We start from the raw sequence: 22949 nt of genomic DNA, 5'->3' as shown, positions 1-22949 counted from the left end.
CTCGTTACGTTTTGAGAACGTGCTACTTGGGTTTGACCCTCTTGAGAAGACAACGCAAAGAAAAATTTTAATAGACCAGCTGTGGTAGGCTGGTCTTTTTGTACTAATTAGAAACTGAGTTTAGAAACTCAGTGTAGTTCTGACCGCACCAATTACAACATCATCGTTGTCATTATTATGATCCGGCGCTGTTAGCCAGATGACTCCAGGAGTAATGGTGATATTGTCAGTGACTTTGTATTGGTAGAACGCCTCAACGTGATAGGAAGTGTCTCTGTCTCTAGAAATTTCATTAATGCTAGAACCTGTGACCTTAGGCTCCATACCAAAGATGATGCCTGCTAAGTTGCCTTCTTTACCAAGATCACGCAATCCAAGAGTCACAGCCCAGTTCCATATTTCTAACTCTCCACGGTCAACTCTTCCTCCTTCGGTGGATAAGTTGCGAGCGTTAGTGTATCCAACCCAACCCCCTAAAACAAATTTCTCACTCAAACCAAGGGATGCTTGTATACCGTAGGAATTGCTAGCAAATGGTACAGTCACCGGGTCAGGCTCTCCAGTCACATCAGGCGGAGCAGCAAGCTCAGAGCCAAGGAAGGATATAGGATTTGCCCGTAGGCTACCAGTACGCAATTCTTGATTATAGGCGTTGATGTAGGTCAAGCCAATAGTAAAGCGATCGCTCGGTTTAATGGTTAGCTGTGCCATAGCACCGTATGGACCATTGAACAATCCATTCTTAGAAGACGGGTCATTGGGTGAATTCGCCAAATACCCCAGACTGAGTGAAACTGCATCACCAAACTGTTGAGTAACTCCCAACCCCGCACCATCCATGTTGTAATAAATTGGGTTGCGCGTGCCAAAGCTGGACAAAGCACCAAACGCGCCGTCCCCATCAAAGATATTTACTGTATCGGTAATGTCGTCCGCTGCACCCGCATTGGCAAGAGCGATCACTTCTGTACTTTTGGTCAGGGGAAATTTGTAGTACAGCGCATCGATCACAGCATCTGTAGTACCGTCTTCATCGGCAAAGAACAGATTGCCCTCCGATGTACCAATGTCAGGACCAAGAATATTATTAGCCTGGATTCTGGTGAAAAGTTCATCTTCTCCGGTGAAGCTGGTTACAAACTCCACACGCGCCCGCACCCCAAATGTTGTATTGTTGTCCTTGACATCTACATCGTTGACTCTATCGCCTCCTAAAACATCGGTGATTGCAGCGACAACTTGCCCTTGTAGTTTTGTCGTAGTAGAAAATTGATTTGCCTCTAGTTCTGCTGATTTTGCTTCCAAAACATCTACACGACCTCGTAGTGTCGCGAGTTCTGCTGTAAATTCCTCTTGCAGTCTTTGTAATGTGACTAAATCTTGTTTCGTAACCAAATCTGCTGTAGCGGTGGCAATAAGTTCGTTAACCCGGTTGAGACACGCATTTAAACCAGCAGCAAACTCATACCGTGTCATCGCCCGATTACCCCGATAAGTCCCATTCGGGTATCCTGCAATACAACCGTACCGCTCCACCAGGGATTGCAGTGCTTGAAATGCCCAATCTGTGGGTTGTACATCCGATAGCTGAGACACCGAAGTGACTTGTGCCATTGTTTTGTTTTGAGGGATTTTCTCAGCTTCTTTGTCCAAATTGCTAAGTGTTTCCCCTGCAATTGCGCTAGCACTCATCACTAACATTGTGCCGAAAACCGCTGGACTTACCAGCAGGGATTTCCAGAGTTTTGTCATTTTTTCCTCACACCCATTCTCAATGAACACCCACACTGTGCTTTGTCAAAGCTTATTGTTATTAGAAGGTAGTCTCATTAATTTATCAATAATCAGCAAATTGTTTAATCATAAATTTCAAAAAATATCAATAAACGTATGTGCGAATCAAGGTAGCACTCTTAGAGGACAAACCCTAAGAACTGAGTGTAGATAAATCCATTCAGTCAAGCAAGTGTGCAGACAGCAGAACTTTTGCTTGCTGAAAAATTTTTGTTGCTACTAACACTCAATCGCAGACCTTTTACCTGAGAATGAGAATAATTATACTATTAAGATGTAAAATTAAGTCTCATTGTCAACAGAAATTTCAACCAAGGCAAAGCAAACAGCTTCCAGCAAGGAGAGAAAACAGTGCTCTGGACTAATGAAGGACGTAGAACAAAAAGACACAGAAGCGGTATCATACCTTTGATTGCTCTGCTTATGTTATCACTGAGTGCTGGCTGTACTGAATCTAACACCAATCAGGCAATAGTTCCTGAACAGTCACCGCAGGCACGAGAAGCTGCGTCCACTCCATCACCGCAGCCAGGAAAAATCAAAGTGGTGACGACATTTTTACCGATGTATTTGTTTACCAAAGCCGTAGCTGGGAATACAGCAGATGTGGAAATTTTAGTGCCACCGGGAACAGAAGTACATGAGTACCAATCTACACCAGAGAATGTAAAGGCGATCGCCACGGCAAATGTGTTGGTAAAAAATGGCTTGGGTTTGGAAGAATTTTTAGAAAACACAGTTAAAAATGCCCAAAATCCCAAATTGTCTGAAATTGATGCCAGTAAAGGTATTCAACCATTAAATGAAATTTCACCTGTTGAGAAAACTAATAAAAAAGAGGAAGAACACGACCACGAACACGCTAAGGGAAACCCGCATGTTTGGTTAGACCCAGTGTTAGCAAAACAACAAGTTGCTAATATTAGAGATGGTTTGATTGCTGCTGACCCTGGGAATAAAGCGACCTATGAATCAAATACAGCAGCATACATTAAGCAACTGGAAAGCTTAGATAGCGATTTTAAGCAAACTTTGCAGAAGACTCCCAATTGTACCTTTATCACCTTTCATGATGCCTTTCCATACTTAGCTAAACAATATAACCTCAAGCAAGTCGCAGTCGTGGAAATTCCAGAAGACCAACTTGCCCCAACAGATGTGCAAAATGCTATTAATGCAGTGAAAAAGTATAAAGTAAAAGCTTTATTTAGTGAATCAGGAGTAGATAACAAATTGTTAACAAGCCTTTCTAAGGACTTGAATTTAACTTTGCGTTCCCTGGATTCTTTAGAAACTGGCGAGAAAGATCCGCAGCATTATTTCCAAGCAATGCGAAATAATTTGCAAACCTTAGAATCAGCGTGCAAATAATTTTTTAATTTGTCATTTGCACTTTATAGGAAGGATCCTTCGGGTATCTCCTGCGGAGAGGCTGCGCCAACGCCAGTCGCCCTGACAGAAGGAAACACTCCTTGGCTGCGCTGGCTGACAAATGACAGGTGAATAATGACTCATGACCAATGACCGATGAAGAATGATTAATAACTTTCCTACGTTAAAAGTAGAGGGATTGACTGTCTATCAAGGCAGCTACCTAGCTGTTCGTGATGTTTCGTTTGAATTATTTTCAGGAACAAATACAGCCATAGTTGGTCCTAATGGTGCGGGTAAAAGTACCCTGGTGCAAGCAGTTTTAGATTTGATTCCACGAAGTGCTGGCACAATTGAAATATTAGGTCGCCCAATAACACGCCTGGAGAATTTACGTCACCAGTTGGGCTACATGCCACAAAATTTTATCTTTGACCGCAGCTTTCCCATTTCTGTAAGTGAATTGGTAGGGTTGGGATGGGTTTATTCATCTCCTTCTAATTCTGTAACAAGCGGAGGTGAGACAAGAAAAAGTTTTCTTTTGCAGGTTTGAGGGGATGGCGCAGAGCGCCCGCTGAGTCCTCCGGACACGCTACGCGAACGCGAACGAGTCGGCAAAAATCAGCAGCAATCGCTGAAGCTTTGCGGCGAACCGATGCTTACCATCTACGAAATCAGGCAATTGGAACTCTCAGTGGTGGTCAACTTAAGCGGGTATTGCTAGCATACTGTTTGGTCATGCCTCGGAAACTTTTGGTGTTAGATGAGGCGTTTGCTGGAGTAGATGTGCAAGGTGCAGCAGATTTTTATACCTTGCTGAATGAACTTAAGCAGGAAGAAGGATGGACAGTGTTGCAGGTTTGCCATGATATTGATATGGTGAGCCGTTATTGCGATCGCGTCATTTGCTTGAATCAAACCATCGTTTGCACTGGGGCTCCAGAAGTTGCCCTTTCGCCGCAAAATCTTTTAGCGACTTACGGTCCTGCCTTTAGTCGCTATCAACATAATCATTAACGCGGGTTATGAAAAAGAAAGAAGAAAGAACAATTTCTTCATTCTTACTCTTAATTTTTCATTCTTCACTTTTATTCATCTAGGTGTTCGGCAACAGCCTGATAAAGATGCAAAACATGGCTGTCGTGGAGGCGATAGAAGACATTACGACCTTGCTTGCGGTAACTGACCAAACGCATCGCCCGTAAGTTTCTTAGTTGGTGGGAGACAGCAGATTCACTCATATTCAGTGCTGCTGCCAAATCACTAACACAAAGTTCTTGTTCCGCTAACAGTGAGAGAATTCGTAGACGATTAGCATCTCCTAAAAAGCTGAAAAATTCCGCCATCCGCTGGGCTTTTTCACTGCTGAGAATCTCATGTGACAGAGGTTCAAGATTATCGTTCTCTATCTGGCGTATTTGATTATATGTATTAATTTCTTTTTGGGGAAGAGAATTGGTGAGATGAACTGACATAATTATTATTTGTTAGTAAAAAACAAATCTTATACACTCAAAATACTTTCAAATTTTGTCAAAAAAATAACATATGTTTTTATTTGATCATTGCCAAATAGCTTGGCTTGCTGTCACTAATGTCAATGACCTGGTGAACTTGTTACAGTTTCCCTTTATGCAACGTGCTATTGCAGGTGCTGTTTTGATGGGAACACTTGGTGGTTTACTAGGCAGTTTTGTCACCTTGCGCCAGTTGTCTTTTTTTAGCCATGCTGTTGGTCATGCTGCTTTAGTGGGTGTGGCGTTAGGTGTGCTGCTACAGTTAAATCCCACCTGGATGCTGCTACCATTTACACTCATTTTTGGGTTGGTTGTCCTCTACTTTATAGAGAAAACTGATTTAGGTAGCGACAGCGTTCTAAGCATTGTCTTGTCAGGTGCCTTAGCAGTAGGTGTGATTCTTAGCAGCTTAATTAAAGGATATCGCGGCAACCTAATGGGCGTGCTATTTGGCGATATTCTCGCTATTGACATGACAGATTTGATTTTGACCCTGCTTGTGCTTGTTGGAGGCAGCCTATTCTTATTATCAACCCTTAGGCAGCAAATTTTGTTAACACTTAACCCTGCTGTGGCAAAGGTTCAAGGCATTCCAGTTCAGTTGTATCGGTATGGGTTTGTGGTACTGCTGTCATTAGCTGTTGCTGTGGCAATTAAAGCTGTTGGCGTTTTACTCGTCAACGCCTTTTTAGTTATTCCCGCCTCTTGTGCCAAACTGATGAGTCACCACTTTAACCGCTTCCTGCTGTTGTCGGTGATTGTCGGTTCCATAAGTAGCTTTGCTGGCATCATCGTATCGGGTCTTTTGAACTTTGCCTCTGGCCCTAGTATTGTTCTTGTTCAGTTTGTGGTATTTTTGACAGTTTTCGGCTGGGTGAAGTTGAGGACAAAAGCTGCATAATTTTTTTTCTGTTAGGACTTGCCAAATGATTATGAGTTTGCTAAATTAAGTAATCGTGGCAAAGAAAAAAAACCACGCCGGGATAGCTCAGTTGGTAGAGCAGAGGACTGAAAATCCTCGTGTCACCAGTTCAAATCTGGTTCCTGGCATTTAGATAACAAAGTAAAGATAAAGTCGCTCTGTCTAAGGGTTGTATATCTTGTCAGAAGGATTAATTGACAGTAATCCGTTTGGTGCGATGAAAATTCAAGTACCAAAGGGTGCAATAGAGGAACAGGATATCAGTCCCTTTAGTAAAGAAGAGAGAGATTTAATCATCAGTACTTTTGAGTGCGATCGCACTTTATAACAGCGATTGCCCTCCGCGCATTGCAATCATGCAATCGCAATTACCTAAGCCAAGTTGCTAGTTATTGATTCAGGCGATTGCCCAAGGGCCACCGCGCTGGGCGCAATCGCTTTGTGCAATAAAATCCCCTCCAGCAAGAAAAACGGAGGCGAATATGCCTTTAGGAAATAATTACGGTCTATGCTATTACTCCTACTCCCTTCCCGGTACAAGATTACTTATCTTTTCCTTGGCGTTCTTGGCGACGCCAGTCGCCTACGGAGGGAAACCCTCCTGCAGCGCTGGCTCGTCTTGGCGGTTCGTTAATAGGTAATCTTCGAGCGTGACAGGAGTAGTTGTCTGTTACCTCAGCAGCTAATAGATATCTCCGCAAATTCATCTGAAACCGCTTGTAATAGATGGACTGAAATCTAATTTCTGGAGAGGTCTAATATGCAGCAAGGTTGCTTTCACAGACAATTATTGGTATGCGACACTACCTAAAGCAATTGACAAGCGATCGCAAAATTCTCCAATGTCAATCCTAAATGCCTTAAATTTTAGGTGATAAAAATTCCCTAACCACAGCTATTTATTCTGTAAGCAAGATATCTACCAGAGGAATCATAATGTTATGTGTAGCGTTGTGAGCATTTACTACCTATGGCAAAAGCAATCTGGAATGGCGCTGTGTTAGCCGAAAGCGATAACACAGTAGTTGTGGAAAACAATCATTACTTTCCCCCTGACTCAGTTAACAAGCAGTACTTCAAGGAAAGCGACACTCACACAACTTGTCCTTGGAAAGGTCTCGCCAGTTACTACACTATTGAAGTAGATGGACAAGCTAACAAGGACGCTGCTTGGTACTATCCTGATGCAAAGGAGAAGGCAAAGCAGATTGAAGGCTATGTCGCCTTCTGGAGAGGTGTAAAGGTCGAAGCGTAGTAAAAGTTTGATCATTCAAAATACCTCACCCCTAACCTCTGTCCCAAGTTGGGAGAGGAGTTAGGGGTGAGGGCTTTTGTAGAATTTGTAGTAAAGACCAACTATAGTGGTTAAACTTTCTTAACGTTTGATAACTTTGACTTAACTTTTCTCTACTCCTTAGCAATAACAATATCGTTGGACTTGATCACTGCGTAAGCTTCTGTACCCTCAGACAAACCTAGTTCGTCTGCTGACACTCGGGTAATGATTGAGGTTAGTTCAACTTTATGAACAATCTCCAGCGTGATTTCAGTATTAACGGCTCCTGTAACAACTCGTTTGACGATTCCCTTAAGAATATTACGAGAGCTAACTTTGAGTCGTTTCTTCGGACTAAAAACTTCTATCTCAGGAGTTCTACTCTCCTCTGTTTCATACTGTTGAGTTGGTCGTGATGGCGGTTGAGGAGACTGGTTGTTTAGGCTACGCACGAGTTCCCGCAAAATTTCTGTTTTGGTGCGCTGAGACTGCTTTGAGATGTGTTCCAGAATTTTTCGCTCCTCCTCAGAGGTTTGAAAAGTGATCCATCCTTGTTCTTTTCTTGGCATAATTATACCAATTTAGTTGGTAATTAAGAGCTTTTCCTGGTACGATCCTACCAAGCGTCAATCCTTAAAAAATAAAAGTCTGTTGAGCCGTTTTCCAATCAAAAGAAGATGACTTCTTACTTTCCTTGGTACAGCATTTGTCAGTTAGCCTTTGGTAGTTAGCTTGGCATTGTTTGATCTGTTCCCAGTTGTAGCACAAGTGACATCCTCGCACACAATAATCTTTGATTATCATATAAAAATAAAAATATCAAGACAATAGCAAGTTGCTATTAAAGGTAGTACTCCCCCAGTCTCCGGAGTTCCTTAAGCAATGGTGTGCGAGTCTTAGTCAGCTTCGCCAAACAGGTCTTATTACCCAACCTACTTTATGTAGTTATCCTGGTTGTTGGAAGTAGGGAAGGCGTTTTAGAAAGAAACGCCTTGAGAATATACCGATGAGCGTCCATGTGATAATAGGCGCAACCATGTGTTAAAACACGTCTTCTTCATCGGGGGTTTCATCTATCCCCATTTCCCACGGTATACCCTTCTCAGATGGAGGACAAAAACGGATTTTGGCAGTATTAGAAAATAGCTTTAAGCTATCAACCATTTGGGGAATAGCTTTCGCTATATGCGAGTAACTGTCTATGTCATAGCTGATAATAACGAGTATCAAAGTACCAGCGTTTATTTGGAAATACCAGTGACAACTAGACAACAAAGCCCGAGTTATGGAATTGCAAGCCTTGAAAAACTGTTTGCCGATAGCCTCTTCTAGTTGTCTTAGTAGTAACCCATCAAGTAGTGTTGCCTTTGGAGGCAAATCATCTGGAGAAAGAGGAGGAAGAAAATGTTTACTCATGGCACAAAACCTTTCTATCGACCGGATAGCTTATACATAAATTTGCACGGCTTGATGAGAACACGCCAAATTCTCTATATTTTTTTCCAAATTAAAATAAAAAAATTAATATAATGCGGGCATAAATTGCATAAACGTTCGAGTGGAGGTCAAAACAATTCAAAATTCAAAAATCAAACATAATACCCCATGACCGCATCCACGGGCTTGAAGCAAGGATGCTGCGCTTTTTTCTTGTTTTCCATGTCGCGCATCCTCCTGTCTTGTATCCCAACTGTCAATTCAAAATTTTTTCTTAAATTTTAAACTAAGAATATCGCGAATTTTGAATTCAAAAAAGTCCTTGACTGTTGAGTGTTAATACTTAAGGCTCAACAGCCCAATCCTTGATGTTGCATTCATTAAAAAGAAGCACCCCCTAATACCGTTTCACTTTAAGGTTGATACAATTAGACAGATCAAGAGCCGGGGAGCTCAAGAGCCGGGGAGAAAAAATTTGTATCACCAATTTCGTGAAATGGTATAAGAGTCCCCCGCAAGCTTCGGAAAGTAATAAAAATCTTGTTCCCTCCCTGTTTACGGGGAGGGTTAGGGTGGGGTTCTAGGGACTTATGCAATCTTGTTTAATGTACAAGTTTATTTGTATAACAACTTAATACCAATTCATAATAAAATTTGTACAAATTTCATGAGTTACGAGTATAAAACTCATAACTCATAACTCATCACTTTCAACATTATCCTTTGGAGGCTTCTGCTAAAGGAAAAATGATTTCATCCAAAGTTTTCAGTAATTCTTGCTCGTTGTAAGGTTTGGAAAAGTAAGCTCTCGCACCCAATTGTATTGCCAGTTGACGATGTTTATCGCTACTACGAGAGGTGAGCATAGCAATCGGTAAATCTTTAAAATCATTATTTGATTTGATACGACCTAAAAAGCCGTATCCATCAACACGAGGCATTTCAATATCACAAATGACAGCTTGAACTCTCAAACCATTTTGAAGTTTATCTAGCGCATCTTGACCATCTTTAGCTTGTTCGACTTGATACCCTCCTTTTTCTAAAGTTAAAGCTAAGAAGCGCCGGACATTAATTGAGTCGTCTACAATCAAAATTGTGCCTTTCTGATTCATTGACACGACTGTGTCGTCAGCTGGCGTCAGGAAAACGTTCTTTAACCTTGCTGATGGTAGTTGATTGGTTCTAGGCGTGCGCTCATTGGTAGTAATCCAATAAAGTAACTCGTTGGCATTCACCAGTGGTACGACCCGACCATCACCTAAAATCGTACAGTTGCTAAAACCACTAGGCAAAGGTATGTTTCCTTCAACTCGGCGGATAGCAACTTCTTGTTCACCCCAACAACGGTCTACCTGTACCGCCATGACTTGATTGCCTTGGTTGATTATGATTACGCTTGTAGCATTGATTGCGGGGGGCTTTCTTGGTTCGGGTTATCGTAGCGGGGGCAATTAAACTCCAAATGCCGACCGAGGCGAACCAGCGGTAGCATCGTTCCTTGCCAATTCAGGACTTCGCTGGTAGCCATTGGGAACACTTGTTCGTTATCAAGCAAGAATATTTCCGAAACCACATCTGTGGGAAATGCGAGAAGCATTCGATTGCTTTCTATCAGAAGGACTCTTGCAACTGAGAGTGTAAATGGTACTGACAGCGTATAAGTCGTACCCTTTCCGGCTACGGTATCGACTTTGACATCTCCCCGCACTTGTTTCAAGTTGCTACGAACCACATCCATACCGACACCGCGACCGGATAATGCTGTCACTTGGTCAGAGGTGGTAAATCCTGGTTCAAAAATCAGCGATAGCAATTCTTCATTGGTAGCTTGGGCTATCAGAGTTGGTTCTAACCCCATAGCTATAGCACGGGCGCGGATTTTGTCTAACGCAATTCCGCGTCCATCATCTTTGAGGGTAATAATCGTGCGATTACCTTGATGCGTGGCTTTAATTTCAATCAATCCTTGCTCTGGCTTACCGCAGGCTTGGCGTGTTGCTGGGTCTTCAATTCCGTGGTCGAAGGCATTTCGCAACATATGCATCAAAGGCTCATTTAAAGCCTCCAAAATGCTACGTTCAACTAAGATACCAGCACCCTCAATTTTCAGTTGCACATTTTTGCCGTACTCTACAGACAGGTCGCGCAAAGCCCTTGGAAAGCGGTCAACAATATCGGACAGTGGACGCATCCGTACTTGAGTCAGCTTTCTTTGCAACTGCTTGGATGTTTTGGTGAGTTTGCGGGCAAATTGGTCAGTATCGTCAATACTCAGTTGAATGTCAGTGGTAACTTCTTGCACCTGAACGATAGTTTCCATGACTTCCTGAGAGAGCAAGTTTAATTCGTTATAGCTATCCATTTCTAACGAATCAAACCTGCCTTGTGTCTGGTTGCCATCGTCAAATGCTATAATATGTTCCACTTTGTCGCTCGGTGGCAACGCTAGCAATGGAACACCGGTTGGCTGTACGCCATTAGTTGCTATTCTGTCGTAAGCTGTCCGTAATTGCTGATTTTCTCGATCCAGACTTTGCACTCGCTGGTTCAAATTGCGAATAAGTTTGCGTAACCTCTCAAGTTGCAAATTTAATCCGTTTCGCTGAATAATGAGTTCCCCAAACAAATCATTAATTTGCTCGAGTTGCTTACTAGGAACTCGGACTGTATTTTCCTGAGGTTCGCTCTTATTGCTACCAACAGTTTGTTCGACTTTACGTTCAACAAATTTGTAATTTGTTGTCGGAATTTCTTTCTCAACGACTGTTTCTGGTTGCACTTCAACTTCAGCGTTACTCTCCTCAGCAAAAGCTGCCTCTAAAGCTTCAAAGTCAGCGGCAATGATTTCACGATCCAGCCAAGTTTCTTCAGTTTCTTCTGGTAGCAGAATTTCTGGTGCAACTTCTGTTTCTGGATCTAGCGTGGGTGCTGCTTGTGCTTCGGACAGTTGTATTGGAGTATATGCTGCGGCTTCATGTGCCAAATCCTCGAGTTCGATCGCTGTTGGTAATCTATCGACTTGATGTGTGATCACCAAAGCCTGCGATCGCCGCCATGCTTCCAATGCAGCACGGGCAATTGTTTCTATCTGCGAGGGATCACCAGCTTCCAAGTGGTTTGCCACTGATTCGCAAAGTTGGGTAAAAGCTGGCAACTGCAGCATTTCACCCAAACCACCCAACTCAGCTGCCATAATCGCAACTTCTTCTTTCAAACAAGGCTGCGCACTATCTGCCAACACAGATTCTAGGCGTTGCAAACACCCTTCTACCTCTGTTTCAAACAGCAAAGGGATGATGTCTTGCCCATCTTCTGGAGACAGCATACTAGCTGCATCTTCAGGGGATGGATCGCCCAAACGCGCATGGAGTTCTTCAAAAACGGGATAACAGAAAGTCGATAACCACTCTTCGTCTACACTATTGCCTTCTGATAGCAATTCCACTATCTGACGTAGCCAATCGACTCCAGATAGCAATAAACTTTGCAATTCTGTATCAATTTCTAAAGAATTTTTTCTAGTTTTTAATACTTTAAACGAATCTTCTAAACGGTGAGCCAAATCACTTAGGGCGCGAAACCCCATCATCCCTGCGCCACCTTTAATTGAGTGGGCAGCTCGCAGTGCGGCGTTGATTTTTTCTAGAGAGATGCGATTGTTAGTGTTAAGTTCCAGCAATACCCCTTCCAGGGTATTGAGGTAATCAGTCGCTTCCTCCAGAAACTGCATCTGGATTTCTAATTCTTTGTCGTGTGACATAATCTTTGCTATCAGTCAGTCATGAGTCATTAGTCATTAGTCATTAGTCATTGGTCATTGGTCACCGAGAATGACAAAGAACAAACGATCAAGAACTAATTCACCTTGAATGTACCGACAGTCGCTTGCAATTGCTGCGAAATCTCCACAGTTTGTTGCAAAGACTCGGAAACCTTCTTAGAAGAATCGCTGGTGCGCTGCGAGGAAGCAGCAATGTCTTTCATTAAAGAACTGACTGTTTGCGATGTTTGAGCCTGCGATGCTGTGGCGATTGAAATCGACTGCACCAACAAGTCAATTTGGCGCGAAATCTCTAAAATCTGACCAAGATTTTGCTTGGCGTCTTCCACAATCCGCGTTCCTTCCACAACCTGAGTGGTTCCTAGTTCCATAGCTTGCACAACTTCTGTTGTTTCGCGTTGGATGTTTTCCACAATTTGTTCAATTTCTTTCGTCGCCGCCGCACTTCGGGCTGCGAGTTCCCCGACTTCCTCCGCGACGACAGCAAAACCTTGACCTTCCTCACCTGCACGCGCAGCTTCAATTCCAGCGTTGATGGCGAGTAAGTTGGTTTGCATAGAAATTTGATTAATCAATGCCACGACACGCGAAATTTGTTGCGTCGATTCTCCTAAACGCTTGACTTTCTTGGCGGTTTCGCCGACAGTTTCTCGCAAATGCAAAATATTTTGCACTGTCATATCCATTGCCATGCCACTTTTTTTAGCAGTTTGGGCGGCGGTATTGGCAACTGAGGCTGCTTGCTGGGCGCTGACGGCGACTTGTTGGATTGATTTCGCCATGTCGTCAACTGCATCAAGAGTGCTGGTGATTTCTGCAGCTTGAGCCAGTGCTGATTCTGTGAGTTCACGGATCGCGCCTTCGTTGGAACCTATAGCCTCATTCACAGAAGTTGCAGTTTCCTTAACTTGAGTGACGATATCGCGCAAACTTTCAATAATCGAGTTGAAAAAGTCAGCTACTGTGCCAATTTCTCCCGCAGTCACTTCTGCACGCACTGTTAAGTCACCAGCTGCTGCGCCTTCTACCTCAGAAAGGAGTTCCAAAAGTTGCATTTGTAGGGCTTCTTTCTGTTGGCGTTCGTCTTGTGAGACTTTTTCAGCGATCGCCCTTGCTTTTTCGACCTCTTCAAGAAGCTGTGCTTGTTCTAGGGCATACCCGACTTGAATGGCGAGTTGTCTAAATAAATCTATTTCAGGTTGTTGCCAATTGCGAGGACTGTCACAATGATGAGCAATCATCAGCCCCACCAGTTCCCCATCGATAATAATTGGTGCTACCAAATTTGCTTTGACGGCAAATTTCTCCAACATTTTGATGTAACAACCTGCATTGCTGAGATTCGGATCTTCATAGATGTTGGATATTGCCCGTACTCGACCATCTTTATAACTTTCTACATGGCGTTCTCGAAAACAGGGATCATCGATTTGCACTCCTAACATCCTTGGTAGCCCAGCCGTAACTGATTCAGCAACGACATTTCCATCCAAGGTTTCGGGATTGAAATTATAAATGACAACCCTGTCTGTTTTCATCGCCTGACGAACTTCTCTAACGGCTGTTTTATAGATGTCTTCGACTTTCAGGCTTCTACGAGTTTGCAGGGTAATATCTGCGAGTAACTTTGCCCTTTGCGTGTCCAGTTCTTGTTGTTGAACTAGGGTTTGGAGTTGCGACGCCATTTGGTTGATGTTGGCACTCAAAACACCAAACTCGTCTTCTGAGTACACCTCCAGACGAGTATCGAGTTCTCCCTTGCCAAGTTTTGCTACTGCTGCTGTCGCTTTTGCAATTGGTTCTGTGGTACGTTTCGCTAACCATACTGCAATCAAAGCCACAATTAATGCTGTTAATCCTGCACCGAAGGCGACTGTTAGCAACACTTGTCTTCGAGGTTCAAATGCGATCGCTGTATCTGTAGCCAGAATCGATTGCCAGTTTAAAGAAGGTAATCCTTCTGGGGCTATGGATGTGTAGCTGACAAGTTGCTCTTGTTTTTCAGTTTGATTAACACTAATAAAGGTATCGTCTTTTGTTTTTGCTTGCTGTTGAGCTAAACCAGGAAAATCTCGTCTCGCATTTCTACCTATATGTTTTCTGTCCGTCGCCAAGAAAAATTTTCCCGACCCATCAATCAAATAGTATTTATGCCCTGATTCTGTATAATTCTTGAGTACCTGGTCTAGACTTTTTGCGGGCATCCTAGCTCTAACTATTGCAAGCGTCTCTCCGGCGTTGTTTTTGACAGGCGCTGCAATATGAATGCTATGAGTTCCTGTATTACTTATTACCTCTGGTTGACTGATGTAAGGGCGATCGCCCTGCTTAACTTTTTGAAAATAATTACTATTGCTTTGATTAGAAATTGCATCTCCTTGGGATTGGGCTACGACATCGCCGTTTAAGTTGAGTACTGCAATGCTGTCATATACTTTATAAGTATCAACAAACTTATTGAGCAATGCCTGCTTTTCCTTTTGAGAAGAAGCGTCACTTTGCGAATTTCTGATAATTGGTAGACTAGATATGACTTGAATATCGTTGTACCGTTCTATCATGAAACGGTTTACTTTGTCTGCCAGACCTTTGGCTTCGGCTTGTTGAAGTTGGGAAACTTTATTGGTTAAGGAATTACTAGCAACTAAGTACGCAAGTATTCCAATTGTTAAAACTGGAAGTGTCCCCAGAGCGATCGCGACTAATGTGGCTTTGGTACTTAACTTGAGTCGCTTCAAAGTTCTAGATGCACGATTCGCCTGATTATTAGGAACAGTGTCAGTACTCGCCTCGTCAGGCAGTTTTACGACATTATTTGTGAATTCAGATAGAGATGATCCATTTTGCTCATCAATACTTTTAGCAGGATCAGTTTTATTAAACATAAAGGCATTCTCCTGAGGTGGTGAATGAAAACACGAAAAATAAGTTTTTCTTTGGAGTACACCCTAATCACTGCGGAGAATAGAAGACTGCACAATCGCTTGTGCATCTAATACAAGCAATATTTCTTTTCGTTGAACAACGCAACCGCGTAGATAGGGGACTAAACTGGATGCGACTTGTCCCACAGGAGAGCGAATATCCTCAGGCATAAACTTAGTCGTACCTTGTATCTCTTGTACAACTAAGCCTAGAAGTATTGAATCCACCCGAATAATGATAACGTTATACTGGCGTTGCCTACTATCTAGATATTCAAGATTCAACATCTTTGGCAAATCGACTGCCCAAACGATACGGCTCCGCCAGTTCATCAACCCCAGGATACAACCGGGCATATTGGGCATGGATGATATAGTCTCAACAGGCACAACAACAGCTTCTTGCGTGTGCCTCATTGGTAAGGTGGCAGATGTGTGTCTATTGAGTTGAAACTTGAGATAACCATCCCCCAAGCTATTTTGATTTTGTTTTAAAGACGTCAGTTTTGAACTATTCATTCGATTCAAATCACCACTGATTTAATAGCTCGTAGGAGCTGATCGCGGGTGTAAGGCTTGGTAACATATGCATCAGCGCCTTGTCTCATTGCCCACAAGCGATCAATCTCCTGGTTTTTAGAACTGCAAATCACTATCGGCACTTTTTGAGTCGCCGGATTTCTCTTGAGAGAACGACATAGCTCAAAACCGCTCATTCCTGGCATAACCACATCAGTTACAATCACATCTGGGTTTTGTGATTGTGCTTTTTCTAAAGCTTCCTTTGCCCCAGTTGCTTGAATAACGTTATAACCACTTTCTTCGAGATAATGGCTCATCAGTTGCAATTCACTGGGAGAATCTTCAACAATCAGAATTGTGCCAACCAAAGTAATACTCACCCCTGCATCTCCTATATAACCAAATGTACTTTATTCAACTGCGTTCTTTGTTCTTTTCTTCTTTCCCTCAATTTCCAATATGTTTAAACACCATTTTCAACAAGTCCGATTGGGAAAAAGGCTTGGTCAAATAGCCTGAGGCTCTAACCATTTTTGCCTTTGCCCTATCTATAAATCCTGTTCTGCCAGTGACCATAATAATCGGGATATTCTTAAAAGCTGAATGTCTCCGTAGCAAAGAACATAGCTCATACCCATCTAAATTGGGCATTTCTACGTCTAGTAAAATAACATCTGGCTTGCTGCGGAGAATTTGCATCAAAGCTTTTACCGGATCGTTGATCATCACAACTGAAAATGTGCTTTCATCCAAAAAGTGTTTGATAGAATTCAACACTGTTGGACTGTCATCTATGCAGGCAACTGTATATGTGTTTTTACTAACGCTTTGCTGGAGACCTTTGTTACTGTTAAGATGAGAGGTATCAAAATTATTCGGTCTTGGCAATTGTTCGCCTAATTTGACTTGAGAATTCTGCTGCGTTGACGAAACCTTGGTGGTTGGCATAAATTGGGGGTAACTTGCGGATCAACCGTTGATTCGGTCTGTTGCCGATTCCGTAACTGCTTTTGACAATGTTCTACAAGTAATCGCAAGTCCAAACGACAGAATTTTGGTAGTTCATCTAAGGGAGTTTCACTCTTAAATTCATAACTTCCTTGTTTGATTGCAAGAAATGACTCCAGCACTTCTTTAGCTAATTCATCTATAACGACTGCTGCTTGCGCAGGCGTAATGTATTCTTCATTCACTAACCAGCAAATAGCTTGATAATCTAGTTGTGGTATTGACTGATTCTCTCGGTTTTGCTCAAATATCAGTCTTACCTGCATAAGAACTGTACTGTTGAGTGTCTGTGTTTCCTGACTTAAGCGCCCTAAGACATTCTCAAGCCGTTCAAACATTTTATCCGAAGAGGCATAAACTAGTTTACCGTCCTCTAGATAGATTGACCAAGAAACCTGCTCTGTAAATACTTGTAAGCAGCCTGTAGCACGCCGACTGGTTAATTGTGCTAGTAGAGATAGCGGGTGTAGTTTCTGGAAAAACTTGTAGCTACCTATAGGAGTTGTGCTCATTTTGCTTTTACTTAGGCTAAATTCTTGCTAGTGTGAGCTAAATTTCTGTAAAGCTTTTCCACAAGTCCTATGAAACTCATCAGAGCTTTTGTTGCAAAAAATACAAAAGTCTAACTTTAAGGTTTGAGGTAAAAGCCAGCGGTAGCACCCTTCTCTTCAGACGAAAAATCTCAGTTAATTCGTTAATTCAAGTTCAATTTACTAACTCATACTGAGATTAGCAGACATCTTTACACGACAAGTCAAAAAAATGTAAAGACTAGATGAAGCCACTTACCTTAGAGTAAACCTTGTATGATGGCAACCGAGACAATACTGCTTTGACAGGCAAGTTCAACCCTGCTATTTTCAGTACTCGTACTTCAGTATAATACGGTTTTTGGGCTCGGGGAAATCTAAGGTAAAGTTTGCTAGAACATCAGTATTATTACTTGTCGATTATGTAAAGTTAACATAAAAACTTCCTGATGACAGAATAGTTCCACTGTCTGTTATATACCTTACAAGCTAAATCTGCCAGTTATGTTATTAATGCAATCTTTGAAAGTTAGAAAGTTCAGGTTTATACCAAATAAATTTTAACATTATTAATGGCAATAGAATTTCGACTGCCGTTGCATTTATATACATACTGTATCAATTGTCTTCTTAGTAACTTGTCTTTATTGAGATCATCCTGCAGGAAAAATCGATATTACTGAAAGTAGTGCCTTTTAAAATCATGTCCGGATGAACACTTGTAAAAAACGAAAAACCTCACCCGCCTTCCCAACCCTCTCCTTTGTAAGGAGAGGGTTGGGGTGAGGTAAAGCAGGAATTATAAGTAATTAAGCGGATATAATATAAGACAGGCTTATACAAGGAACACATCACACTAATCAGGATTGCTCCAGTTAATTTACTACTTAATAATTAAGTCGATTATGATTCTATGCCAACAGTACAAAAAGGCAACTACAAGCTATTACATTTTCAATTTATCAAAAATTATAGTTAGTTTATTTCTACAAAAAAAACGTTATATTTGTCTGTCTCACTTGGTAAATTCAAAAAAAGATGAATTGTTCTTAGCTGGTAGCCTATACGTTTCTCAGTTTTTTATACAAATTCGCTTTCTATGACGGAAAAGATTAGTAAATGTTCTGAAAAACCTACTCAAACGTACTTAAAACAGTGATAACTGAATCCAGGCTGGTTTAACGTTTACCAGTTTGCAAGAAAAGACTCCATATGCAAACTCTGGTGTCTCTTCATATGATATATAAAAGTGCGGATGAAAGGACTTGAACCTTCACACCTTGCGGTACTAGAACCTAAATCTAGCGCGTCTGCCAATTCCGCCACATCCGCATCAGTTTCTTATCGTACCATAATAAAGTTATTTCTTGCAATATCTAACGGTTAGTTCTTAGTGGTCAGTTGTTTGAGTACCTACTAACCACCAACCCCAAACCGATACCAGTTTTGACTAAGGTACAGCAACACGAGGCAAGCGGTGCTTGAACCCGCAGAGAATTTCCCAAGAAATTGTATTTAATTGATTTGCCCAATCTTCAGCAGAGATTTGTTCTTTTCCCTCTGTTCCAAGTAAGGTGACGACTTCACCTTCTCGTACATCTGGTAATGCACTCACATCTAACATCAACTGATCCATTGTAATTGCGCCAATCTGTGGTACCCGTTGACCGCGAATTAACACTTGCATTTTATTGGAAAGATTGCGAGGAACTCCATCTGCGTAACCAATTCCTACCACGGCAAGGCGGAGTTCATGCTTTGCAATAAATTGATGACCGTAGCTGACGCCAGTTCCAGGGGCGATGGTTTTTACTTGCGTGACTCGCGCTTTTACTTGCAGAACTGGTCTCAGGTCAATGCATGAACGCAAATGATCTGCTGGGTAGAGTCCGTATACAGCTAAACCTACACGCGCCATATCATAGTGTAATGCTTTGTCGGTAAGTGTAGCGGCTGAATTTGCCAAGTGCAGACAAGGCGGTTCTATACCAATTGTCCTAAGTTGGGCAATTGCTTGCTCAAACCGTTGTTGCTGTTGTTTCATGATTGTGGAATCGGGACTATCTGCCGTTGCCAAGTGAGAATATATACTAGCAATGGCAAGATGAGGTAAGCGTTGCACAAGCTGAACGAACTCAGCCGCTTCCTGAAAATTAGTTCCTAACCTGGACATCCCCGTATCTAATTTGATGTGTACAGGTACGTCCATCTTGTTATTGATAGTTAAGAGCGTGTCAGAAAATACGAGGGCTTGCTTGGGGCTTGTAATTGTTGGCTGAAGTTTCCATTGGGCGATCGCCTGAATTTGCTCGATCGTCTGGCTTGCACCTAAAATCAAAATTGGAGCTTTTATTCCGGCTTCTCGCAATTGGATTGCTTCTGGAACTGTAGCGACTCCCAGCCAACTTGCTCCTGATTCTAACACTGTTTGGGCAACTGTAACTGCTCCATGTCCATAGGCATCTGCTTTGACCACCGCCATCAGTTGAGTGCGCGGTGACAGTATCTTTAAAAGCTGCTTGACATTGTACGACAATGCTGATAAATCAATTTCTACCCAAGCACGTTGGGATAACCAAGCGTAGGTGTCACACTGCCCATTAAAGCTGACACGGTCAGTTTGCTCTTGGCTCAACATCTTGACTTACTCCTATCACACCACTCTTTTTCCTTCTAGGTCATCTAAATTATTCGCATGGCTAGAAGCCTAATCTTGATTAATCTGGAAGTTTACATTTCATTCTAAAATCGGCACAAGATGATTAGGAAGGAGTGGAGACCAAAACAGCAGGAGAGAATAACTCATGAAGTGTTGAGTCTTAAGTTTTGACTCTTTCTATTTCTAACTATTGCAAGATGTATAATTTTTTTTCATCACCAAAGATGAATGTAATTGTGTTAATATATGTAAAATTAATAGCTTGAGCGCTAATCAATGGGGAAGGTTTTAGTTCTAAACGCCTCTTACGAACCGCTCAATATCACGAGCTGGCGGCGAGCTGTGGTCTTACTGATCAAAGGCAAAGCTGAGCGAGTAGAGTTCAATAATAAGCAACTCTACTCGGACTTTCCGCTTCCGACTGTTATTAGGTTGCGCCACTACGTGCGCGTTCCCTATAAAGAGATTCCTCTGACTCGTCGGAATCTTTTGCATCGTGATGGTCACACTTGCCAGTATTGCGGTTACACAGGAGATGATTTAACTTTGGATCATGTGTTTCCGCGATCGCGTGGTGGGGGCGATACTTGGGAAAACATCGTTACAGCCTGTGTCCGCTGTAATGTGAAGAAGGGAAATCGCACGCCTAGTGAAGCTCACATGATGTTGCGTCATCCTCCACGCCGACCTTACAGCAGTTTATACTTTGAGGTCAGCAAACATCTCAAGAGTGGTATGCATCAAGAGTGGCAAAAATATGTTATTGGACTCTGACAATTTCAGCGTTGTTTGAAAAAGCCTCGCAGTTGTCAGTTTTTTGCGTTCTTGCCTTTGCTTGGTGATTTTCGCTGGTCTACGGCTTACCTAGGACTTAATTGGAAGCTGATAGAACCGGAGAAAATGCATACCCGCTTGGAGCAACTTCGCTAATATAGCACAAATCAACGCCAAAACAAGCAGGGTGCATTTAAATCTGCCAAAAAAATCCGGGGTCAATGCTAAAGGGGTTTTCCTTACCAGTCATTGATCATAGATTCTTGACAAAAAATAGACTGGCAGATATAGAGCCAAGATCTGAAATTTTTGCGAAGATCATAAAGTGTGGCTGAAGTAGTGAATGACAAGCAGGTAGTCTTTCTGAACAAAAAAGGAGCCTCACACTTATAAAAACGTTTCGTATGCACTTTAATTCTTCCCTTACTCAGATTGAGAGTTTGCCGTTGATAGGTGACCCAGTTCCAGACGATGCAGAAATAGACAAAGATTCAGTTGAAGTTCCACTCACTAAGCAGTCAGGCACAGGATTGGCTGGTGAACCGGGCAATTCTCTGAGTCAGCGTAACAATTCATTGGTAAATCACAAATCAGAAGAGCTGCGCAATACGTTTCTTGCACACAGACAAGAACGCCAGTTGTTAATTCTTCAAGATTTTCCTGACCCTGATGCCTTATCCTCTGCTTGGGCTTACCAGTTAATTGCTCAGCAATACGATATAAAATGTGACATCGTTTACGCTGGTGCATTGAGTCACCAAGAAAATATTGCATTAGTAAAGCTGACTGGCTTACCCGTCCAGCGTTGGACACTACAAACACTGAAAAGCAAGGACTTATCATCCTACCAAGGTTTCGTACTGATTGATAACCAAGGAACCACTTCTCAGTTATTACCTGTAGTGCAACAGGCAAAAATACCATTAGTGGCGGTGATCGACCACCACAGTTTACAAACTGACCTGAAATCGGAATTTTTTGATGTCCGTCCCTTTGTACGGGCGACAGCAACGATTTTTACCCCAATACCTACAAGCGGGGTTACTCACTCTAGATAGCAGTATAAATCAACACGTCAAATGCGCGACTGCCTTGATGCACGGCTTGCGATCGGATACTAATAGACTGATGCAAGCACAGGAAGAAGACTTTATGGCAGCAGCGTATCTGAGCAGATTTTATGATGCCCAGTTGCTGAACGCGGTACTGCAAGCGAATCGTTCTAAGCGAGTCATGGACGTTATAGAGCGATCGCTCAAAAACCGCATCGTGCAAAATAACTTTTCGATTGCTGGTGTAGGTTACTTACGCTATGACGACCGCGATGCCATCCCCAAGCGGCAGATTTTCTAAGTGACAGAAGAAAACGTTCACACTGCTGTGGTGTACGACATTGTTCACGATGAAGATGAAGAACTAGAAGTGGTCATTGGTTCTTTAAGAACCACCAAACTCACCCTTGACCCGGATGAGTTCATCAAAGAAGCCTTTTTTGGACAAAATAGCCAAGGACACTTTTCGGTGGTGGAAGAACAAAGCGCAGGTGGATTTGAAATTCCAATGGGTTTCTTCTGGGGGTAATGAAAATTCTGGTTATGCGAAAATGAAATGGGAAGTTTTCGATTCTCAGATTAAGCAGAAGCTGCTGAGATTGGTGAATCCGAGAGATAACCCGATACAGCCGGAGTAGAGAAGAACAACACAAGGGGGACAAGGGGGGACAAGGGGGACAAGGGAGATAAGGGAGATAAGGGAGATAAGAGGGAAAATAACTTTGACTTCCGGACTCTTAGTTAGAACTCAGGACTTAGGACTCAAATTGTGGAACTTTATTTAATTCGTCATGGTATTGCTGAAGAAAGGCGACCAGATATCAAAGATGAAGAGCGATCGCTCACGAAAGAAGGGCGGCAAAAAACAGAGAAAGTTGCCCAACGACTGAAAAAGTTGGGTTTGAATTTCGATTTGATTGCCACAAGTCCTTTGGTTCGCGCTCGGCAAACAGCAGAAATCCTCATAGCTGCTGGATTGAGTTCTAAACTAGAGGAATGTACCTACCTTGCTCCTGATGGTCGTATTGATAGTTGGGTTGTAGACTGGTTGGAAGCAAGAAATTATTCACCCCAAACCCAACTTGCCCTAGTAGGACATGAACCAGATTTGAGTGCTTGGGCAGAAATTCTCCTATGGGGACAAGCGAAAGCAACGTTAGTCCTGAAAAAAGCGGGTATGATTGGGGTAAAACTACCAGAAAAAGGCTCTCCTCTGGGTCGTAGTCAGATGTATTGGTTGACACCACCCAAGTACTTGCTTTAACAGTAGTGTAACGTTTTTGAAAGAATTTCAAAGGAAACGGTTACTGTTATGGCAACAAGAATTTCTGGTAAGTTAGCCTGAAAAAATCTTTCACAAAAAAGCAGATGGTGTTGCC

The 22949-nt window shown here is 42.4% G+C and carries 17 protein-coding genes, 2 tRNA genes and 3 pseudogenes; 9 read left to right on the top strand and 13 right to left on the bottom strand.

The window, feature by feature from the left end; translation table 11 throughout:
• Window positions 1–120: 120 nt before the first annotated feature.
• Complete coding sequence (locus V5G28_RS05770) at window positions 121–1752, bottom strand: iron uptake porin (protein WP_332993824.1); 1632 nt, start codon at window positions 1750–1752, stop codon at window positions 121–123.
• Window positions 1753–2217: 465 nt separating this feature from the next.
• Between V5G28_RS05770 and V5G28_RS05765 the strand changes: the two genes are divergently transcribed.
• Both V5G28_RS05765 and V5G28_RS05760 read left to right on the top strand, forming a co-directional pair.
• The gene (locus V5G28_RS05765; RefSeq protein WP_332994040.1) at window positions 2218–3165 is read left to right on the top strand and encodes a metal ABC transporter substrate-binding protein; all 948 of its coding nucleotides are present in this window, start codon (window positions 2218–2220) and stop codon (window positions 3163–3165) included.
• A 163-nt stretch (window positions 3166–3328) separates the two neighbouring features.
• A pseudogene (locus tag V5G28_RS05760) lies at window positions 3329–4182 on the top strand (metal ABC transporter ATP-binding protein).
• Between the two features lie 71 nt (window positions 4183–4253).
• Here V5G28_RS05760 and V5G28_RS05755 read toward each other — a convergent pair.
• Complete coding sequence (locus tag V5G28_RS05755) at window positions 4254–4640, bottom strand: ArsR/SmtB family transcription factor (protein ID WP_332993818.1); 387 nt, start codon at window positions 4638–4640, stop codon at window positions 4254–4256.
• A 73-nt stretch (window positions 4641–4713) separates the two neighbouring features.
• Between V5G28_RS05755 and V5G28_RS05750 the strand changes: the two genes are divergently transcribed.
• The 3 genes from V5G28_RS05750 to V5G28_RS05740 all read left to right on the top strand — a co-directional run bounded on the left by V5G28_RS05750 (window position 4714) and on the right by V5G28_RS05740 (window position 5932).
• Window positions 4714–5583, top strand: coding sequence for a metal ABC transporter permease (locus V5G28_RS05750; protein ID WP_332993815.1), 870 nt, complete (start codon window positions 4714–4716; stop codon window positions 5581–5583).
• A 76-nt stretch (window positions 5584–5659) separates the two neighbouring features.
• Window positions 5660–5732 (top strand) — tRNA-Phe (locus V5G28_RS05745).
• 50 nt (window positions 5733–5782) lie between these two features.
• Entirely contained in the window at window positions 5783–5932 is a 150-nt protein-coding gene (locus V5G28_RS05740) for a hypothetical protein (RefSeq protein WP_332993812.1), read from the top strand.
• Between the two features lie 214 nt (window positions 5933–6146).
• Here V5G28_RS05740 and V5G28_RS05735 read toward each other — a convergent pair whose 3' ends face one another.
• Window positions 6147–6311 (bottom strand): hypothetical protein, encoded by a 165-nt coding sequence (locus V5G28_RS05735; protein ID WP_332993810.1) that lies wholly within the window; start codon window positions 6309–6311, stop codon window positions 6147–6149.
• Between the two features lie 263 nt (window positions 6312–6574).
• On the opposite strand from V5G28_RS05735, the gene V5G28_RS05730 reads away from it, so the two are divergent.
• A complete protein-coding gene (locus V5G28_RS05730; RefSeq protein ID WP_332993808.1) occupies window positions 6575–6859 on the top strand; it encodes a DUF427 domain-containing protein in 285 nt (94 codons plus the stop codon).
• Window positions 6860–7011: 152 nt separating this feature from the next.
• Here the strand turns inward: V5G28_RS05730 and V5G28_RS05725 are convergent, their stop codons facing one another.
• The 10 genes and pseudogenes from V5G28_RS05725 to alr form a co-directional block, all read right to left on the bottom strand.
• A complete protein-coding gene (locus V5G28_RS05725) occupies window positions 7012–7449 on the bottom strand; it encodes a TOBE domain-containing protein (RefSeq protein ID WP_332993805.1) in 438 nt (145 codons plus the stop codon).
• A 472-nt stretch (window positions 7450–7921) separates the two neighbouring features.
• Complete coding sequence (locus V5G28_RS05720) at window positions 7922–8296, bottom strand: hypothetical protein (protein WP_332993802.1); 375 nt, start codon at window positions 8294–8296, stop codon at window positions 7922–7924.
• A 737-nt stretch (window positions 8297–9033) separates the two neighbouring features.
• Complete coding sequence (locus V5G28_RS36590; protein WP_442994224.1) at window positions 9034–9684, bottom strand: response regulator; 651 nt, start codon at window positions 9682–9684, stop codon at window positions 9034–9036.
• A gap of 26 nt (window positions 9685–9710) precedes the next feature.
• Window positions 9711–12080: a chemotaxis protein CheA gene (locus V5G28_RS05715; RefSeq protein WP_442994223.1), complete on the bottom strand. Its 2370-nt coding sequence runs from the start codon at window positions 12078–12080 to the stop codon at window positions 9711–9713.
• A gap of 95 nt (window positions 12081–12175) precedes the next feature.
• A complete protein-coding gene (locus V5G28_RS05710) occupies window positions 12176–14986 on the bottom strand; it encodes a methyl-accepting chemotaxis protein (RefSeq protein WP_332993800.1) in 2811 nt (936 codons plus the stop codon).
• Between the two features lie 63 nt (window positions 14987–15049).
• Window positions 15050–15544: a chemotaxis protein CheW gene (locus V5G28_RS05705; RefSeq protein ID WP_332993797.1), complete on the bottom strand. Its 495-nt coding sequence runs from the start codon at window positions 15542–15544 to the stop codon at window positions 15050–15052.
• A gap of 5 nt (window positions 15545–15549) precedes the next feature.
• On the bottom strand, window positions 15550–15927 hold the full coding sequence (locus V5G28_RS05700) for a response regulator transcription factor (RefSeq protein ID WP_073629720.1): 378 nt from the start codon (window positions 15925–15927) through the stop codon (window positions 15550–15552).
• Between the two features lie 67 nt (window positions 15928–15994).
• A pseudogene (locus V5G28_RS05695) lies at window positions 15995–17067 on the bottom strand (response regulator).
• Between the two features lie 1268 nt (window positions 17068–18335).
• Window positions 18336–18417 (bottom strand) — tRNA-Leu (locus V5G28_RS05690).
• Between the two features lie 118 nt (window positions 18418–18535).
• Entirely contained in the window at window positions 18536–19723 is a 1188-nt protein-coding gene (gene alr / locus V5G28_RS05685; protein ID WP_332993795.1) for an alanine racemase, read from the bottom strand.
• A 297-nt stretch (window positions 19724–20020) separates the two neighbouring features.
• Between alr and V5G28_RS05680 the strand changes: the two genes are divergently transcribed.
• The 3 genes and pseudogenes from V5G28_RS05680 (at window position 20021) to sixA (ending at window position 22834) form a co-directional block, all read left to right on the top strand.
• The gene (locus tag V5G28_RS05680; RefSeq protein WP_041040927.1) at window positions 20021–20518 is read left to right on the top strand and encodes an HNH endonuclease; all 498 of its coding nucleotides are present in this window, start codon (window positions 20021–20023) and stop codon (window positions 20516–20518) included.
• A 404-nt stretch (window positions 20519–20922) separates the two neighbouring features.
• A pseudogene (locus tag V5G28_RS05675) lies at window positions 20923–22208 on the top strand (DHH family phosphoesterase).
• Window positions 22209–22339: 131 nt separating this feature from the next.
• Window positions 22340–22834 (top strand): phosphohistidine phosphatase SixA, encoded by a 495-nt coding sequence (sixA, locus tag V5G28_RS05670; protein ID WP_096566072.1) that lies wholly within the window; start codon window positions 22340–22342, stop codon window positions 22832–22834.
• Window positions 22835–22949 lie beyond the last annotated feature (115 nt).

Origin of the sequence: Scytonema sp. PRP1 (assembly GCF_036697665.2) — a bacterium.
GTDB classification, from domain to species: domain Bacteria; phylum Cyanobacteriota; class Cyanobacteriia; order Cyanobacteriales; family Nostocaceae; genus Kalymmatonema; species Kalymmatonema gypsitolerans.
Note: the sequence above shows the minus strand (reverse complement) of the source record. Positions and strands in the feature narration are given on the sequence as shown.